Source organism: Nakamurella sp. GG22, assembly GCF_052976845.2.
Map to the genome: position 1 here is coordinate 21,189 of NZ_JBRIIO020000041.1, position 18,553 is coordinate 39,741.

Here is an 18,553-nt window from a genome sequence, read left to right on the forward strand (position 1 = left end):
GCGGGTGGCGGCGTCACCAAGGCAATCAATGACGACGCCGCCACCCGGTTCCCACTGCTAGCTGGCGCTCTTCGTCCAGGTCATCGCGTTCCAGGTGGAACCGGACTGCGTCGGGTTGATGACGGCACCCTCGATCGTCGAGGCCTGCGCGGTCATGTTCGGCGTCGCGTAGAGCGTCGCGTTGTAGGGGTTGGTCCACAACGCCCGCTCCATCGGCACCTTCAGTTCCTCGGCCTTGGTGCGGTCGACGGTCCGGACGACCTCCTTCCAGGCCTTATCGACGGTCGGGTCGCTGTAACCGCCCCAATTCTGGTTGCCACCGGTGACGTAGATGGATTCACCGGAAGCGACCAGGCCGGAGGACGACCAGCCGAACAGGCCAGCATCCCAGGTACCGCGCGTGGTGAGCGTGGTAAACAGGTCGGGGTCGGGCTGGTCGATGATGTTGAAGCCCGCCTGATCGCAGGAGCCCTTGATCACGGCGACCTGCTGACCGCGAAGGTCAGAGGTCGAAGCTCGCACGATACGGATGTCGTACGGCTGCTTGACGCCGGCCTCGGTCAGCAATTGCTTGGCACCGGCCAGGTCGACCTCGTTGTACTGGGTGGCCTCGGGAATCTGGGCCAGCACCTCGTCGTAGCCCTTCTGGGCCGGCAGGAATTCGCGCAGGTTCAGGATCTGGGCCTCCGGGAAAACCGGCTTGGCGAACTTGTCGACCAGTTCCTGGCGCGGGATGCACTTGAGGAAGGCCTGGCGCACCCTGATGTCCTTGAGCTTGCCTTGCGGGGAAGAATCAAAGTCCAGGTGGCTGAAGGACAGACCCTCGCCGACGTCGTACTTGACCTTGTCGCCGAGCGCCTTCACCTGCGAGACGACGTCCTGCGTCGGGTTCGAGGGGTCGTAGGCGTCGATCTCGCCGTTGGCCATGGCCTGCACCCACTCTTCGGGGTTGATGACCTTGAAGACGAATGTCGGGGTGGCGGCCGGGGTGCCCCACCACTTGTCGTTCGCGACGACGGTCAGCGTCCCGTTCGACCCGTTGTCGTACTTGTACGGGCCGGAGGTCGGCAGCAGTGCGATGTCCGGGATGGACGGCAGGTCCGGCTGGTAGTTCCAGCCGGTGCTCCAGAAGTCCGCGACAGGCTTCAGTTTCGCCGTGTCATCGCTGTCGATGGCGGCGATCAGCGCCGCACCGTTGTCCGCCGAGTCGAGCTTGCCCTGCTCGGCTGCAATATGCGCCGGCATGAACACCGAACTGGTGAACACCGCCTCCCAGTCCGCGTACGGCTCGTCGTAGACGAAGGTGAAGGTTTTTTCGCCGGGCTTGCAGGTCGGCTTCTTCACCTGCGAGAAGCCGTTGGTGGAAGCGGGGGTGAACAGGTCGATCTCGGCGCCGCTGTCGTCCTTATCGCCGGTCGGGTAGCTACCCGACAACGCGGCCCAGGCGAGCATCGCGTCGTCACAGTCAATCGGCACACCGTCCGACCAGACAGCCTTCTCGTCGAACGTGTACGTCACGGTCAGCGGGTCGTCCGAAGTCTTCTCGTACGTACCGAACTCGGTGTTCGGCTTGATGGTCCCGTCCGGCTGGATCGTCGCGAAATTCGACTGGGTCAGGTTGTCGACGTATCCGGAGTAGACGCTGTTGGCCGCGGAGCTGAGCCCGTTGAATCCACCGGGCGCCTGCTCGAGGCCGACGTTGATCGTGTCGGCTTTCGGGCCGCTCGACGCGCTCTCGGACGCACTGCCCGACGCGCTGGACTCCGAGCCCGACGCCCCGCCGGCCGTCGTCGCCGCAGTGGTGTCCGAGCTACCGCCGACAGAGCCACCACACGCCGCCAGCACCAAGACGGCCGCGGCTGCCAGGGCAGTGCCACCCACTGCCCGAGTTTTCCTCATTCAATCCTCCTCGTGGCGGACGTTGACCTCCCCGGGCGGTCCCCTTCGACCGACCGGCGGAATCAGGTGCGACGCTCGTCACCCTGCGTCCGACTGACAGACCATACGAGCACCGACGGAGAATCGAAGCACCGGCGTACGAAATTGTGATCCAAGGTTAACGACAGCTCGATACGATCGGGCCGATTGCGCGCGAAACGGACCCGTGCACCGAGTCCACGCTCAGACCGGCCACTCCGACAGCCCACTCAGCGGACCGGTCCAGGTCCATCCCTCGTGCGGGGCATCGAGTACCGACCGCAGTGAGTCCGAGACGGCGAACACGCTCGACTGCTGTAGCAGCGGGAAGACCGGCAGGTCTTTCCAGAGCCGGCCGTCGACGACATCGACCGGTACGCCGCCGCTGACGGCCAGCGCCAGATTCAGCTGGACCGCCGGCTCGCAGTACCCGGAGAGATTGCCGGTGCGCGGCACGGCCGCCTCGCCCGCGCCGGAATCGGATCCCGGATCGACGGTCGTTGTGGGCGCGGCGGCGCTGGTCGACGGCACCGGATTCGCCGGGGTCGGGCTCGGTTCCGCAGACGGTGTCGTATCGACCGGGCAGCCGAATCCCGACGCGGCCGACGCGGCGTCGGAGATCCCTCTCGGGACCGAGATGAGCGCGAGATCAACTGCGCCCGTTGCCATCCGGGTGTCGACGAGATCGGGCGTCGCATCGGGGAGGAGGTCGACCTCGATGCCGATCGACCCGAGCTGCCGCTGGATGGTGCCGGCGGCTGCCGCCAACCGGGGGTCGGCGCTCGGGTACCCGAGCGTCATCCGCAGCACCTGGCCGTCCCTGGTCGCATACAGACCGGTCCTGGTGTAGCCGGCTGCGGTCAACGCGGCCTGCGCGACGGCCGGGTCGCCGGTGGCGATCGGCGGCCGTTGCTGTTCGTTCGACGGCGGCCCATTCGACTCCTGCCCGGATGACACCTGGGACGGCAGTTGGACCTGTGACGTCACCGCTCGGCCGCCGGCCAGCCAGCCGTCGGTCAGATCGATCGTGACGGCGGCCTGGTTGAGGCCGGCCGCGATCGCCGTCCGCACGTCGCGATCAGCGGTCGGGCCGCCGGCGGCGTTGAACACCAGTTGCACCGATGCGCCGGTCGGCACCGTCACCCGCCGGTCCTGCGGGACCGCCTCCTCCAGCGCGCCCGCCATCGCTCCGTCGGGCGCGAACCAGAGTGCCTGCACGTCGCCGCGGACGAAAGCCGCCAGCAGATCGGGCGGATCGCCGAGCCGGAGCACGACGGCCGCCGGTCCGGGCTGGGTCGCCCAGTACTTGTCGTTGCGGGCGAGGGCGATCTGGCCGGTCACCGGGTCGTAGGACGTCATCCGGTAGCGGTTCGCCGAGATCGGAATGTCGGCGGTGAGTGCCGCCCCCCAGCCGCCCGGGAAATCCTTCATCAGGTGGCTGGGCAGCAGCGGCGAGAAGAGCGTCGGCCAATCCGGAAAGGGTTGCGAGAACTGCACTTCCACCGTCTTGCCGGCATTCCTGGACCGGATCTCGTCGATCAACTGGTAGCCGGCGGGATTGACGGTGCCGGGCTGGACGAGCAACTGGTCGCGCAGGTAGGAGAAGTCCTCGGCGGTCACCGGGGTGCCGTCGGACCAGGATGCCTTCCGGTCCAAGGTGTAGGTGACGACGAACGGTTCCGTCGAGCTGACTTCCACCGCGTCGACCACGTCGGTGTCGAGCTGCTGCTTGCCGTCGGCGGCAATGACGAACGTCGACGGCAGCACCAAGGAGGCGGCCGCCTGCGAGCCGGGCGAGAAGTCGGCGATGGAGTACGGGTTGAATCCGGGGATCGGACCGTTGCTGCCGTCCAGCCCGACGACCACCGTTCCGGCCGCCGGCGGTGCGCCGGGGGTCGCCGGCGGGCCGGACGGGGTGATCGGCGGGGGCAGTCCCGGCGGCGTGCAGCCGGTGACGGTCAGCAGGCCGGCGAGCGCGACGCCGAGCAGGACCGTCCGCCGACGTACCCCTGCCCCGTCGCGCCGCACGCACCCAACCCTACGGACGCCGCCACCTCACCTGCACCACCTCACATGCACCACCTCACATGCACCACCTCACATGCACCACCTCACATGCGACGGGTCACTTGCTGCGCGACCGCTGCTTGGCCCGGTCGGTACCGGCGAGCACCACCTTCCGGATCCGCGCGGCCTTCGGCGTCACCTCGACGCATTCGTCGTCGGCACAGAACTCGAGCGCCTGTTCCAGCGACAGCGACCGCGGCGGCACCAGGTGAACGAGCTCGTCGCCACTGGACTGCCGCATGTTGGTGAGCTTCTTCTCCTTGGTGATGTTGACGTCCATGTCGTCGGACCGGGAGTTCTCGCCGACGATCATCCCCTCGTAGACCTCGGTGGTCGGCGGGACCAGCATGGTGCCGCGTTCCTGCAGGTTGAACATCGCGAACGGGGTGGCCTTGCCGGACCGGTCGGCCACCAGCGAACCGGTCGGCCGGCCGCGCAGCTCCCCCGCGTACGGCTCGTAGCCGTCGAACACGTGGTGCGCGATGCCGGTGCCCCTGGTGTCGGTCAAAAACTCGGTGCGGAAACCGATCAGCCCGCGGGACGGGACGTGGAACTCCATCCGCACCCAGCCGGTGCCGTGGTTCGTCATCGCCTCCATACGTCCCTTGCGCAGCGCAAGGACCTGGGTGACGGCGCCGAGGTACTCCTCGGGGACGTCGACGGTCAGCCGCTCGAACGGCTCGTGCACCTTGCCGTCGACCAGCCGGGTGACCACCTGCGGCTTGCCGATGGTGAGCTCGAAGCCCTCACGGCGCATCGTCTCCACCAGGATGGCCAGCGCCAGCTCGCCGCGGCCCTGCACTTCCCAGGTGTCCGGGCGTTCGGTGTTCAGCACCCTGATCGAGACGTTGCCGACGAGTTCGGCGTCGAGCCGGTTCTTCACCTGCCGGGCGGTCAGCTTGGTGCCGCCGTCCTTGCCGGCCAGCGGGGAGGTGTTGATGCCGACGGTCATCGAGATCGCGGGCTCGTCGACGTGGATCGGCGGCAGTGCGACCGGGTTCTCCGGATCGGCGAGCGTCTCGCCGATGGTGATGTCCGCGATGCCCGCGACGGCGATCAGGTCGCCGGCGGTGGCCGACTCGACCGGGACCCGGTCGAGGGCCTCGGTCATCAGCAGCTCGGTGATCTTGGTGCGCTGGACGCTGCCGTCCTGGCGGATCCAGACGACCTGCTGACCCTTGCGGATCGTGCCCTCGATGATCCGGCACATCCCGATCCGGCCCAGGAACGGGGAGGCGTCGATGTTGGTGACCTGCGCCTGCAGCGGCGCGCCCTCGGTGTAGACCGGTGCCGGGATCGACTCCAGCAGGGTGTCGAACAGCGGGTCGAGGTTCTCCGAGTCCGGCATCTCGCCGTTGCCCGGCTTGTTCAGCGACGCCCGGCCGGCGCGGGAGGCGCAGTAGACGATCGGGAACTCGATCTGCTCGTCGTCGGCGTCCAGGTCCAGGAACAGCGAGTACGTCTCGTCGACCACCTCGTCGATCCGGGCGTCGGGGCGGTCGGTCTTGTTGATCACCAGAACGACCGGGAGCCGTGCCTCGAGGGCCTTGCGCAGCACGAAACGGGTCTGCGGCAGCGGCCCCTCGGAGGCATCGACCAGCAGCACCACGCCGTCAACCATCATCAGCGCCCGCTCGACCTCGCCGCCGAAGTCGGCGTGGCCGGGGGTGTCGACGATGTTGATGACCATGTCGCCCCGCCGCACCGCGGTGTTCTTGGCGAGGATGGTGATGCCCTTCTCGCGCTCCAGGTCGCCCGAGTCCATCACCCGATCGGTGACGGCCGAGCCCGCCCTGAACGCGCCGGACTGCCAGAGCATGGCGTCGACAAGGGTGGTCTTACCATGATCGACGTGCGCCACAATGGCGACATTGCGCAAATCGGAACGCATAGAACGAACAGCCACGACGTAGGTACTCCTCGGGTTCGGGTGTGAAATGGCCACCCACCCGGCATCACCGGCGCAGTGCAGCCCTCCGAGTCTACCGGGGCGCGCGGGCACCCGATCTCGAAGCGACTGATCGGCCGGTGTCGTCCATTACATTCTGCTGATCCGCCTGCCGTCCGCTGTCAAGGAGACCTGATGACGCAACCCCGATCCGACGCCGAGTTCCCGGTCGGTCCGGACGGCCTGCCGGACCTGCCGCTGCGGGTGCTCGAGGACGACGAGAACATCCCGCCGCGGCCGGAGGAGAGCCTCGCCGACCTCGAGCGCACCGATCCGCACGCACCCTGACGCTGTTCCTGACCGCTCGGGTCAGTCCGCCTTCTGGATTCCGGGGAATCCGGGCATCGGCCGCAGGTCGGAGTCGATCGGGTCCTCAACGGGCTGCCGGGTCGTGGTCGGCATCTCGGCCAGCGGGGCAGGGAACTCGTCGCCCAGCGGGACCGCGGTCGGGTTCAGCACCCGACGCAGGAAGGACTGCGTCCGTTCGTGCTGCGGATTGCCGATGACCTCTTCGGGCGGGCCCTCCTCGACGATGTAGCCACCGTCCATGAAGACCACCCGGTCGGCGACGTCGCGGGCGAAGGACATCTCGTGGGTGACGACCATCATCGTCATCCCGTCCGCCGCGAGACCCTTCATCACGGCGAGCACCTCGCCGACCAGTTCGGGGTCGAGCGCGGAGGTCGGCTCGTCGAACAGCATCAGGTTGGGCGACATCGACAGTGACCGGGCGATGGCGATGCGCTGCTGCTGACCGCCGGAGAGCTGCGCCGGGAACGAGTCCTCCTTGTGCGCCATGCCGACCCGCTCGAGGTTCTCCCTGGCGATCTTCTCCGCCTCGGACTTCGACCGCTTGAGCACCTTGATCTGCGCGACGGTGAGGTTGTTCAGCACGGACAGGTGCGGGAACAGGTTGAAGCCCTGGAAGACCATTCCGATGTGCGTGCGGACCTTGTCGAGGTCGCAGTCCGGGTGGGTCATCTCGTCGTTGCCGATGTAGACCTTGCCGCCGGTCGGCGTCTCGAGCAGATTGACGCAGCGCAGCAGGGTCGACTTCCCCGAACCGGACGGCCCGATGACGCAGACCACCTCACCCGGGTAGATGTCGAGGTTGATGTGCTTGAGGACCTCGATCGGGCCGAAGGACTTGATCAGGCCCTGGATCGAGATGGCGGGGACGGTCTTGTCGACCGTTTCTGCGGTCATGGTGCTCACCTGGCCCTTGCGTGGCGGATCTCGAGTCGGCGGACGAGCTGCGACAGCGGCAGGGTGATCACCAGGTACAGCAGACCACCCACCACCAGCGGTGTGGAGCTGGCGAACTCGACGACCTTGCTCTGGCTGAACTTGGTCAACTCGTACTGGCTCAGTGTCACCCCGAGGACGTAGACCAGCGAGGAATCCTTGACCAGCAGGATGATCTCGTTCGTCAACGGCGGAATGACGATGCGGAACGCCTGCGGCAGGACGATCGTCCGCAGCGTCCGGCCCGGCGACATGCCCAGGGTGCGGGCGGCCTCGACCTGGCCCTTCGGCACCGCCTGGATGCCGGCCCGGATGGTCTCCGCCATATACGCGGCGGCGGTCAGCCCGAGGCCGACCGTCACCTGGCCGTAGAAGCCACCGGGAAACTGGAAGCCGGGGAACGCACGCGGGATGCCGAGCGCGACGAGGAACAACACGAGCAGCGACGGCAGCCCGCGGAACAACTCGACGTAGGCCCCGCCGAGCACCCGGTAGACGCGGACCGACGACAGCCGCATCAAGGCGATGATCACGCCGAAGATGAAGCCGAAGCAGAAGGCGAGGACGGTGTAGATCAGGGTGTTCTTCAGGCCCGTGGTCAGGACCTCGGGGAACATCTCGAGTGCGACGTCGACATTCAGGAACGATTTGGCGAACTGCGACCAGTCCGCAAGGAATCCGATCACCACCAGGATGGCGATACCGATCGCGTACTGGATCCAACGGAAGTACTTCGCGCGTTCACGCCGCGTCATGGCCATCGAATCTCCCTGGGGTGCGCAACAGGACTGTCAAGGTGGCCCCGGGCGGTGGCCGGGCGGATGCCCGGCCACCGCTCGTGGAAGATCAGTTGCTCGACGGAGCCGCGCTGCTCGCCGCACTGCCGCCGGCGGCCGGCGGGGTGCCGCCGATCCACTTGGCGTAGATCTCGTCGTAGGTGCCGTCCGTCTTCGAGGTCTCGATGGCGTTGTCCACGACGCTCTTCAGCGCGTCAGCGCCCAGCTTCATCCCGACGCCGTACTGCTCGCCGGTGTTGAACTGCGCCGCAACCTTGACCTTGCCCTCGTTGTCCTTGACGAACTGGTTGAACACGGGCAGGTCCTGCACCGCGGCGTCGACCTGGCCGGTCAGCAGCGAATCCGACTGAGACGGGAAGTCCGCGTACTCGACGATCTCGTAGCCGTTGGCCTCCTGCTGGGCCTTCAGGTACTCCAGGCCCGTTGTGCCGGTCTGGCCGGCGACCCGCTTGCCGTTCATGTCGGCCAGCGTCGTCGCGGGATTGTCCGCGGCGACGACCATCGCCTGGGTGGCATCGAAGTACGGCACCGAGAACAGGATGACCTTCTGCCGCTCCGCGTTGATCGTCATGCCGGCCGCCGCGAGGTCGCACTTGCCGGTCGCCATGGCATCGCCGGACTTGATGCCCTCGAACGGCGTATCGATGACCTTGACCTCGACACCCATCTGCTTGGCCGCGAAGCCCACCAGATCGACGTCGAACCCGACGACCTGGTCGCCCTCGGTGAACTCGAAGGGCTTGTAGGACAGCGACGTACACATGGTCAGGGCGCCGGGCTCGATCAGCGCCGCCTTGGCGGCTTCGACGTCGGCACTGCCCGACGCGGGTGCGGCGGAACCGGAGGCACCGGAGGCCGCCGGGGCCGCTGAGCTGCTGCTGGAGCTGCCGGAATCACTGCTGGAACCGCAGGCGCTGAGCACCAGGGCACCGACCGCGGCCGATGCCACCAGTGCCAGTCGAACCGAACGTCGAGGGCTGTCTTTCACAATGACTCCCAGTGAGGCGTGGAACGGGTTACCGGGTCGGCGACCCGCGCATTACTGCATCCGAGGCATACTGCCACGTCGTTTGTTCCGCCAATGTGACGAAGATGCAACGACTGCAATCCCAATGGTTCGCTGCGGGGCGGACCTTATCGCTTTCGGTCCTGCAGAAGCTCCCGGAGAGGCACGAGCAGAGCGGCGTCCGCGGGCAGCCATTCCACCTCGGTTAACCGGTCCTGCGGCAGCCAGCGGACCTCGTCGTGCTCGGTCGGCCGAACGCTCCCGGCGGTCATCTCGGGGGTCATCCGGGCCCAGAAACACCTGAGCACGGCGTTGCCGCCCAGGTCCACGTCGCCGCCGATCCGGTCGCCGACGGTGACCGCGATGCCCAGTTCCTCGGCCAGCTCCCGGACAAGGGCCTGCCGCTCGGTCTCGCCGGGATGGACCTTTCCGCCGGGCAGCTCCCACTTCCCGGCCAGTTCCGCGGGTCTTGACCGCCGAGCGGCGAGCACCGTTCCGTTGTCGACAACGGCGGCCGCGACCACCACCAGTGGCTCGCGAGCTGCCAGCAGGGTGATGCCGAGCAGGATCCGCGCCGCCTCGAGGGCACGGCGCCTGGCCAACAGGGCGGCCGGCGGCGTCGCCGCGTCGACATCGCACTCGACGGCGACGAGGGTGCCGTCCTCCTGCGTGTGCGCCTGCACACGGACGGTACAGAGGGTCAGTGGGCCGGCCGTCAACGAGAAGACCGGCAGCCCGTGGTCGTCGAGGTCGACCCGCAGCAGCAACGACCGGCGCGGCAGCCAGGGGTCGGAGCGCCGGAGCGTTCCGGAGCGGACCCGGACGACGTCGCCGGTGCGCAGCGCAGCACGCGGGTCCTCGGCACCGGCGACCTCGGCGCGGGCGCCGACCGCACGTGCCGCCCGGGTCCACACGTCGGCGCGGCGCAGCACCCGGCGCACCGCCTGTTCCGGGGCATCGATCACCGCGGTCGCCCGCACCAGCGTCACCGGCGGAGCTTACGAGACGCCGGGCGCGCTCGTTGCTGGTTCAGGACACCCGGGTTCAGGACACCGCGGCCGGCTGCGGCGCCCGGGCTCCGGGCGCCGGCGGGATGACGGCGGTCGCGGCCCGGTCCAGGCGCAGCCGGATGAGCTCGCCCGGCCCGACCCGTGCGTCGGCCGGGCCGATCGCCTGGACCGGTCCGACGCCGTCGATCGCGACGGTGAGTTGCAGGCCGTCCGGCGAACCGGACACCAGCACCGCCCGGCCAGGGATGTGTCCTGCCGGGTCGAGGACCAGAGCAGCGGGCCGCAACGCCAGCCGGTCGCCGTCCCCCGGGCCCACCGCCGCGCCGAGCCGCGCGATCGCCGGACCGTCCAGCACGGTGGTGTAGCCCACGAAGCCGGCCACCCAGTCGTCCACCGGATGGGTCCACACCTCGCGTGCGGTGCCCATCTGCCGGAGCCGGCCGGACCGCATCACCGCCAGCACGTCGGCGACCGCGAAGGCCTCGGCCTGATCATGAGTGACGAACACCGCCGTCGTCCCTGTCCCGGTCAGCACGGACCGCAGGTCAGCGAGAAGCCTTTCGCGAAGGGACTTGTCCAGCGCGGCCAGCGGTTCGTCCAGCAACAGCAGCCGGGGCCGCGGGGCCAGCGCCCGCGCGAGCGCCACCCGCTGCGCCTCTCCCCCGGACAGCGTGCCGACCCGCCGCGCGCCGTATCCCGGCAGCCCCACCAGTTCGAGCAGCTCACCGACCCGGACGTCGATCTCCCGGCGCGGCACTCCCGCCCGTCGCAGGCCGTAGGCGATGTTGCCCGCGACGTCACGGTGCGGGAACAGCACCCCGTCCTGGAACATCAGCCCGAAGCCGCGGCGGTGCACCGGGACGCCGGTGAGGTCGGCTCCGTCCCAGCGGATCGCTCCTGCCGCAACAGGTTCCAAGCCGGCGACCGCCCGGAGCAGCGTCGATTTCCCGCAGCCGGACGGGCCCAGCAGAGCGAGCACATCGCCGTCCGGGAGGTGCAGGGTGACGTCCTGCACGGCAGGCACCCCGGCGTAGCTGACGGTCACCTCGTCGATGTCGAGCATCGTCAGAACCCCCCGATTCCCGGTTCGCCGCGGCGGCCGCCGAACGCCGCGTCGACCAGGAAGACCGAGGTGGCGCAGAGCAGCGCGAGGACGACGGCGGCCGCCAGCGCCATGCCGGCATTGACCGACCCGGGACGCGCGATGAGCTTGCCGATCACCACTGGCAGGGTCGGTGTCTCGGGGCGTGCGATGAACGTCACCGCACCGAACTCGCCCAGTGCCACCGCGAAGGCGAACGCGCTGGCGCCGGCCAGCGCCCGGGACATGATGGGCAGGTCGACCGACCACCAGACCCGCACCGGCCCCGCGCCGAGGACCGCCGCCGCCTGCCGGAGCCGGTCGTCCGCCGCCCGCAGCACCGGCAGCACCATCCGCACCACCAGCGGAGTCGTCACCATGGCCTGCGCGATCGGGATGAGCAGCGGCGAGGAGCGCAGGTCGAGCGGCGGCGCGTCGAGCGCGATCAGGAAACCGAAGCCCACCGTGACCGCGCTGACCCCCAACGGCAGCATCACCAGCGCGTCGAGCGTGCCGACCGCCCGGCCGGCGAATCGGCGCCGGGGGCGCCGGGCCAGCACCACCGACAGCAGCACGCCGACCACCACCGCAACCGCAGCCGCCAGCAACGCCGTGCGGAGCGAGTACCCGATGGCAGAGGTGACCGGGGTGATCAGCACGTTGTTCTCGCCGACCCCGGACAGTGCACGGTAGTTGTCCAGCCCCCAGCCGGACGGGGTCTGCAGGGAGCGGACGAGCAGCACGGTGAGCGGCGCGATGAGCAGCAGGCCGACCACCGCGGTCACCGCGAGCGCGGGCAGGTCGCCGCGGCGCAGCGGCCGGGCGAGGTCGGCTGCGGCGCGCAGGCGCAGGGTGGCCTCGCCGCGCCGGCGAACGGCCGCGGCGACCGCGAGCACGGCCACCACCAGCAGCAGTTGCAGGACCGACAGCACCGCGGCCGCGTGCAGATCGCCGATTTGTGCTGTCTGCCGGTAGATCTCGGTTTCCAGGGTGCCGTACCTGGCGCCGCCGAGGATCAGCATGATGCCGAAGCTGGTGGCGCAGAACAGGAACACCATCACGAACGCCGCGGCGATCGCCGGGAGCAGCGCGGGCAGGGTGATCGTCAGGAACACCCGGACCGGACCGGCACCCAGGCTGCGGGCCGCTTCGGAGGGCCGCGCGTCGAGGTGCGCCCAGCTGGCACCGACGGTGCGGACGACGACGGCGTAGTTGAGGAAGACATGGGCGGCCAGGATGACGGCCACCGTGCCGTCCCAACCCCAGCCGCCGAGCGGCCCATCAGCGGCGAACAGGGTCCGGAACGCCAGCGCCACCACGATCGTCGGCAGCACGAAGGGCACCGTGACGAGCGCCCGCACCGCTGCCCGCCCGCGAAACGTGCAGCGAAACAACACATATGCCCCGGGAATACCGAGAACGACGGCCAGGCCGGCCGATGCCGCCGCCTGCCACACCGTGAAGATCGCCAGCCGTTGCACCCGCGGCTTGCCGAGGACCTCCGCCGCCCCGGCCGGGTCGAACACGCCGGCCGGCAGCAACCCCCGGCCGAGCAGGACCGCGACCGGGTAGAAGAAGAACAGTGCGAACATCGCGATCGGGATGCCCGCGATCAGCACCCAGCCCGCGGCCCGCCCGGCAGCGCCCATGCCCGGGGACAGGGGCTTCGCCGGTAGCGCGGCAACGGCGCTCACTGTCGGAGGCTCACTGTTGCGGGCTCATCTCTGCTGGCTCACGAGTCAGCCCTCGAGCAGGTCGGACCAGGACGAGATCCAGGCTTCCCGGTTCGCCGAGATGTCTGCCGGGTCGAGCTCGGCCGGGTCGGTGGCGACTGGGGCGTAGGCCTTCCACGCCGCGGGCAGCGGGACGGCGGCGTCCACCGGGTAGACGTACATCCCGTCCGGCACGGAGGCCTGGAAGTCCTCGGACAGCAGGAAGTCGATCACCTTCTGCGCCCCCGCAGGGTTCTTCGCCCCCTCCAGCACGCCGGCGTACTCGACCTGCCGGAAACAGGTGTCCAGCAGGGCACCGGTCGGCGCCTTCGCGCCCGGTGCGGCGTCGGCGGGGACCTCGGACGGCGGCGACGATGCATACGAGACCACCAGTGGCCGGTCCCCCTTGCCGGACGAGCCGGAGAAATCGACGGTGTAGGCGTCGGTCCAGCCGGCGGTCACCTTGACGCCGTTGTCCTTGAGCTGGGTCCAGTACGGCTGCCAACCCTCCGCGCCGAAATGGGCGCTGGTGCCGAGCAGGAAGGCCAGCCCCGGGGATGACGTCGCCGGCGACTCGACGACCAGCAGGTCCTTGTATTCGGGCTTGGCCAGGTCCTCGAACGTCGCCGGCTCGGTCAGGCCCTTGTCCGCGAACCATCCGTGGTCCACATTGACGCAGACATCCCCGTAGTCGACAGCCGTCAACCGGTCGTCGAGCTTGTAGTCGTCGGCGCCGCCGGTGGCCGCGGGTGAGGTGTACGGGGCGAGCAGTCCGGCATCCAGCGCCCTGGATGCGAAGGTGTTGTCGATGCCGAAGACCGCGTCGCCCAAGGGGTTTCCGGCCGTCAGCAGCAGTTGGTTGACCATCGCACCGGCATCGCCCTGGGCGAGCACGGTGACGTCCAGGCCGGAGGACTTCTCGAACTCGGCGAGCATGTCCTCGTCGACGACGAAGGAATCGTGAGTGACCAGCGTGACCGCCGTGCTCGCGGCCGGGGATGCGGCTGCGGACGACGACCCGGCCGCGGTGGACGGTGCCGCGGTCGAATCGTTCGAGCTCGAGCAACCGGCCACGGTCAGCGCGAACACCGCCACGGTGGCCATCGATCTGATGCGTGCTGTTCTGTTCATCGGGTGCCCCTCCCGCTTCCGCGGTGTCAGGCACGGGGTCTTCGAAGGAGAGGACGTTCCTGCGCCGGCATGATCCGGATCAGGTTCGACGGTCCAGGACTTCGTGTCCCGCTCTCAGCCCGGCGCACCGGACTCCCGTGTCGCGGACCAGTCTACGACGCGGCAGAGGTTCCGGACGTCGACGGGGTCGCCGTCACCCGGATGCTGACGACGGCGAACAACGCGAGGGTGAGCACCCCGAGCAGCGGGTAGATGACCCCCAGACCGGACTGCCACAGCGGCCTGGAGGCCGGCTGGTCGATGTACTGCTGGGCGATCAGGATGCTGACGACGTAGCTGCAGGTCGCGACCAGCCAGGCGATGGCCATCACCCGGACGGCGGGGACCCGTTGCCGCGGACCGAACAGGCACCACAGCAGGAACGGCAGCACCCAGACCCAGTGGTGTGACCAGGAAATCGGCGACAGCAACAGTCCGGTGAACTGGACCGCCAGCAGGGCCGCCGCACGGTCGCCCGCCCGCAGGCAGACCCAGGTCGTCCAGACCCCGAACACCGCAGCGGCGGCGGCCGCCACCAGCCACACCGAGGTCAGGTCCTCGCCGGCCGCCCGTGCGATAGCACCGCGCAGGGACTGGTTGATCGCGGACCAGACCGGGCCGGTGCGGGCCGGGTCGAAGATCAGCTTGGTGAAGAAGCGCCACGTCTCGTCGGGAAGCAGCGCGGCGCCGGCGGCGACGGTGAGCGCGAAGAACACGACCGACCAGACGACGGCCGACCAGCGCTTCTGCAGCAGGTAGTACAGCCCGGTGATCGCCGGGGTCAGCTTGATCCCGGCCGCGAGACCGACGGAAGCACCCGCCAGCCACTCCTTACCCGCGACGGCACCGGCGAGCAGCAGCGCGCAGAGGAAGAGATTGATCTGTCCGTAGTTGAACGTCGTCCGCACCGGCTCGAGCCAGAGACCGAGCGCCGTGATCGTGACGACGATCCCGCGGACGTGTTCCAGCGGCCTCGGTGCGCCGGGTCCGGCCCGGCCGAGCAGTCTCAGCGTGCAGTACGCCATCACCGCCATCGCCCCGAAGGACGCGAGCTGCCAGAGCACCCGGAGCACCGTCCACGGCAGCCACGTCATCGGGGTGAAGATGATCGCCGAGAACGGTGGGTAGGTGAACGGCAGGTGCAGCGGCTCGGAGAAGAAGTCGTACAGCGTCCCGTCGGCCAGGTGCCGGGCGCCGTCGACGTACACCGCCAGGTCGACCATCAGGAACGGGTCGCCGCCGGCCAGGGTCGCCAGCACGTGCAGCACGCCCGTCAGACCCAACAGCGCCCACGGAGCCCAGGACGATGCGACGAACTTCTGCAGGCCTGCGAGCACGACGAACGAACCTCCACACCGGCGGCCCGCGGTAGGCCCTGACCGATGATCGTAGGGTCACGACCGCATCAGGAGCGGCAGGATCACCTCATCGACGACCTCGCGGAGGTAGGCGTCGTCGATCACGCCGTCGCCGAAGATGAACCGTTGCCGGAGCAGGGCCGGACCGGCCTCGAGGCGACGCTCGCTGACCGCCGCAGGATCGCACTCCCCCCGCGCCTGGGCTCGGGTCACGATCTCGCGCATCATTGCCGTCGTGTTGCCGCGGCTGCGCGTCCGGACCTGCGCGGCCACCGCCGGATCCCGCAGGCCTGCGCCGAGAACACCACGGATGGCCAGACCCGCGGCACCCGCCAACTGATCGCGCACCTGCCGGAGAACGGCCAGCAGATCCGCGCGAAGGTTTCCGGTGTCGGGCACGCCGGCGGGCTGCGGCATGGCGTGATACGCGGCTGCCAGCGCGAGCTGGGTGACATCCGGCCAGCGCCGGTACAGCGAGGCCTTGCTGGCTCCGGCGCGGTCCGCGACCTGCTCCATTGTCAGAGCTGCGTAACCTTTCTCGGCGATCTCGGCGAGCGTGGCCTCGAGAATGGCATCGTGCAGCGCCGCCCCCCGCCGTCGGGGAAGCGTGCGGTGGTCCAGGTCAGCCATGTCCGGATCGGCCACGCCCGGATCAGCCACCGACGCCGGCCGTGACAATGCCCCGGCCACCGTCGACGGTGACCCGTTGGCCGTCGATCAGGGCGTTGGTCCCGTTGCGGGTGCCCATCACGGCCGGGATGCCGTACTCCCGCGCAACGATCGCAGCATGCGACCCGAGCCCACCGGCGTCGACGACGACGGCGGCCGCGCGCAGGAACAGGGGTGTCCAGGACGGGTTGGTGTACGGGCAGACGAGGATCTGGCCGCTGCGGAGCTTCCCGAATTCCGCCGGCCGGTGGACGACGCTGACCTCGCCGGTCGCGACCCCACGGCTGGCACCGACACCGCTGAGCAGCACACCGTCCACGGTGGGCCGATGCGCGAACAGCAGGTCGGGATCCAGCAGGGGAAAGTGTGCCAATTCCTCCCGCATCGCCGCGCGGGCAATAACCCTCCTCCGCAGCCGCTCTCGCTCGTCGACCGGCAACGCATCAGGGTCACCGACCGCATTGAGTTCTTCCAGGCGCAGATGGAAGACATCCCCGGCCTCGGCCAGAACCTCGATGCGATGCAGTCGTGCGCCGAGTTCGAGAATTGCTCGGCGCAGCGGCGGGATCATCATCGTGGCGTAGAAGTGTGTGTCCTCGCGCAGCCCCATTCCGACTCTCGACGCATGTACTGCCGAAAGCACGCGGCCCCGTAGCCGGCGAACGCGCAGGGCCGGGTGGGTCGTGAGTTCCGCGACGGCATCATCGGTCTGACGGGTCTCCGGCGGCCGGTCGTCGAGCAGCGCTCTGATGATGCCCAACACGAGTTCGGGAGCTTCGGACCAGGTCGGCGAGCTACTCAGGGCCACGCTCACCGATTCGCGATGCCCGTACTCCGCCAGAAAGCCGTTGAAGGCGGAGCGCCACTGCGCGAATGAGTCGTCAGCGTGTATTTGTTCGAGAAGCTGGGCAGGTTCCAGTTCCTCGAACAGCCGGCGCAGTCGAGCGTCCGCGAGAACTCCCGCAGCGAGCTCAGTCAGGGCCCGGTTCGCCTGCGTGGTGCGGGTTTCGGCGCCCGCCACCAGCGCCGGAGCGAGCCGCAGGCGACCCAGCACCACCAGCCACAGGCGCAGCCGCAGCAGCGGGACGAAGGCCGACGGCAGGTAGGAAACGCGCAACTCGGTGATGAGGCCCATGCCGGCGAAGGTGCGCCGGATCATCTCGAGCAGCTCGGGCCAGGTCAGGCTCGCGGTGTCAACCGTGTTGAGATCGTCGACGAGCGCTTGGAACTCGGTGAATCTCTCGTCAGCGGTCCATCTCGCGGCGTCGAACCTGCGAACACGGCGGCGAATCGACAATGGCGCCATGACGACCCGGCGGGTCGGGCGGGGAACCGGTGGCACCAGTCTGACGACGACCCCGTCCTCTTCCGGCAGCACAGTCGACACTGGAGGAAAGGCGACGCCGACACTGCCCGCCATCCGCACCAGCATGTCCTCGATGCCATACCGCAGCCAGCCGGACACGTCGAGTGGGTACGGTCGCTGCTGGAACATCTCGGTGAAGAACGGGCCGACCTTGCGCTGCAATGGGTTGAGCCGGAACGGAGCGGGCGGCAACGCCGTCATGGGACGGGACTGAAGAACCCAGAGGTCGTCGCCCGCCGTTGCCCACTCGATGTCCTGCGGCCGGCCGAACAGCTCGACGGCGCGTCGGCCGAGCGCCGCCAGTTCACCGAGCTGTCTCGGGTCGAGAACGGGTTCTGTTGTGGTGGAACCGGCCTCATGCGTCGTGCCGCCGCCTTCAGCAGCGGTGACGACCACCTCCTGGCCGCCGCACGACCAGTCCGCCAGGCGGCCGTCCGCGTTCACGAGGAAGTGGTCCGGGGACACCAGGCCGGACACCACCGACTCGCCCAACCCGGCGCTGGCGTCGATGACCATCTGATCGCGGCGGCCTGTCAGGGGGTTCGCCGTGAACAGAACGCCGGCGACCTCGGCCGGGACCATCCGCTGGACGACCACCGCTATCAGCACCTCATCGGCGTTGACGCCCAACCGTTTTCGGTACGAGACTGCTCGCTCCCCCCACAGCGAGGCCCAGCAGGCACGGACCGCCTCCAGGAGCGAGTCCTCGCCCACGACGTTGAGGTAGGTCTCCTGCTGACCGGCGAATGTCGCACCGGGCAGGTCCTCCGCCGTGGCACTGGAGCGGACGGCAACCGCACCCGAACCCAACCGCCGGTACGCGGCCGTGATGTCGGCTCGTAGCGCGTCGGATACGTCGGGCGCCTGCGACCCGGGTGCAGGCTTCGGGGATGACGCCCGGGGGGCGGCCTGTAACGCGGCGGAATAAGCGGCGGTCGTGATGACGAAGCCGTCCGGCACCCGGAAGCCGGCCCGCAGAAGCTCGCCGAGGTTGGCGCCCTTCCCGCCCGCGACACCGATGTCGGACGCTCCGACCTCGGCCAGCGTCACCACCGTGGGCACCGGTGCCGGGCGTCCATCAACGAGTCGAGTCGACATGGCGGCCCACCCTTCCCCGAAGGAGCAATAGAGAACGGAGCGTACTTTATTTGGCCGGCAGATCGATTCGTGCTTGTCCGTGGTACTCGGCAACCGTGGGCTGAGTCGG

At 69.0% G+C, this 18,553-nt stretch carries 14 protein-coding genes; 1 reads left to right on the forward strand and 13 read right to left on the reverse strand.

The features are described from left to right. Window positions 1–57 precede the first annotated feature (57 nt). From ACVBEQ_RS25390 to typA, 3 genes are all read right to left on the reverse strand, one after another. On the reverse strand, window positions 58–1,899 hold the full coding sequence (locus tag ACVBEQ_RS25390) for an ABC transporter family substrate-binding protein (RefSeq protein ID WP_447156224.1): 1,842 nt from the start codon (window positions 1,897–1,899) through the stop codon (window positions 58–60). A 222-nt stretch (window positions 1,900–2,121) separates the two neighbouring features. Beyond that, a complete protein-coding gene (locus ACVBEQ_RS25395; protein ID WP_447156225.1) occupies window positions 2,122–3,945 on the reverse strand; it encodes an ABC transporter substrate-binding protein in 1,824 nt (607 codons plus the stop codon). Between the two features lie 97 nt (window positions 3,946–4,042). Continuing rightward, window positions 4,043–5,875, reverse strand: coding sequence for a translational GTPase TypA (gene typA, locus ACVBEQ_RS25400; protein ID WP_447156237.1), 1,833 nt, complete (start codon window positions 5,873–5,875; stop codon window positions 4,043–4,045). A 192-nt stretch (window positions 5,876–6,067) separates the two neighbouring features. Here typA and ACVBEQ_RS25405 point away from each other — a divergent pair, with 192 nt between their 5' ends. Then, window positions 6,068–6,220 (forward strand): hypothetical protein, encoded by a 153-nt coding sequence (locus ACVBEQ_RS25405; RefSeq protein ID WP_447156226.1) that lies wholly within the window; start codon window positions 6,068–6,070, stop codon window positions 6,218–6,220. Window positions 6,221–6,241: 21 nt separating this feature from the next. Here ACVBEQ_RS25405 and ACVBEQ_RS25410 read toward each other — a convergent pair whose 3' ends face one another. From ACVBEQ_RS25410 to ACVBEQ_RS25455, 10 genes are all read right to left on the reverse strand, one after another. Beyond that, the gene (locus ACVBEQ_RS25410) at window positions 6,242–7,138 is read right to left on the reverse strand and encodes an amino acid ABC transporter ATP-binding protein (RefSeq protein WP_447156227.1); all 897 of its coding nucleotides are present in this window, start codon (window positions 7,136–7,138) and stop codon (window positions 6,242–6,244) included. A 5-nt stretch (window positions 7,139–7,143) separates the two neighbouring features. Next, window positions 7,144–7,938: an amino acid ABC transporter permease gene (locus ACVBEQ_RS25415; RefSeq protein ID WP_447156228.1), complete on the reverse strand. Its 795-nt coding sequence runs from the start codon at window positions 7,936–7,938 to the stop codon at window positions 7,144–7,146. Between the two features lie 85 nt (window positions 7,939–8,023). Next, the gene (locus ACVBEQ_RS25420; RefSeq protein ID WP_447156229.1) at window positions 8,024–8,923 is read right to left on the reverse strand and encodes an ABC transporter substrate-binding protein; all 900 of its coding nucleotides are present in this window, start codon (window positions 8,921–8,923) and stop codon (window positions 8,024–8,026) included. Between the two features lie 185 nt (window positions 8,924–9,108). After that, window positions 9,109–9,969 (reverse strand): (deoxy)nucleoside triphosphate pyrophosphohydrolase, encoded by an 861-nt coding sequence (locus ACVBEQ_RS25425; RefSeq protein WP_447156230.1) that lies wholly within the window; start codon window positions 9,967–9,969, stop codon window positions 9,109–9,111. A 55-nt stretch (window positions 9,970–10,024) separates the two neighbouring features. After that, a complete protein-coding gene (locus tag ACVBEQ_RS25430; protein WP_447156231.1) occupies window positions 10,025–11,053 on the reverse strand; it encodes an ABC transporter ATP-binding protein in 1,029 nt (342 codons plus the stop codon). A gap of 2 nt (window positions 11,054–11,055) precedes the next feature. Beyond that, complete coding sequence (locus ACVBEQ_RS25435; RefSeq protein ID WP_447156232.1) at window positions 11,056–12,765, reverse strand: ABC transporter permease; 1,710 nt, start codon at window positions 12,763–12,765, stop codon at window positions 11,056–11,058. 45 nt (window positions 12,766–12,810) lie between these two features. Beyond that, window positions 12,811–13,914: a thiamine ABC transporter substrate-binding protein gene (locus ACVBEQ_RS25440; protein WP_447156233.1), complete on the reverse strand. Its 1,104-nt coding sequence runs from the start codon at window positions 13,912–13,914 to the stop codon at window positions 12,811–12,813. A 152-nt stretch (window positions 13,915–14,066) separates the two neighbouring features. Next, window positions 14,067–15,290: a mannosyltransferase gene (locus tag ACVBEQ_RS25445; protein ID WP_447156234.1), complete on the reverse strand. Its 1,224-nt coding sequence runs from the start codon at window positions 15,288–15,290 to the stop codon at window positions 14,067–14,069. A gap of 57 nt (window positions 15,291–15,347) precedes the next feature. Then, on the reverse strand, window positions 15,348–15,941 hold the full coding sequence (locus tag ACVBEQ_RS25450) for a TetR/AcrR family transcriptional regulator (protein WP_447156235.1): 594 nt from the start codon (window positions 15,939–15,941) through the stop codon (window positions 15,348–15,350). A gap of 22 nt (window positions 15,942–15,963) precedes the next feature. Next, window positions 15,964–18,444, reverse strand: coding sequence for a PEP/pyruvate-binding domain-containing protein (locus tag ACVBEQ_RS25455; RefSeq protein WP_447156236.1), 2,481 nt, complete (start codon window positions 18,442–18,444; stop codon window positions 15,964–15,966). Window positions 18,445–18,553: the final 109 nt, after the last annotated feature.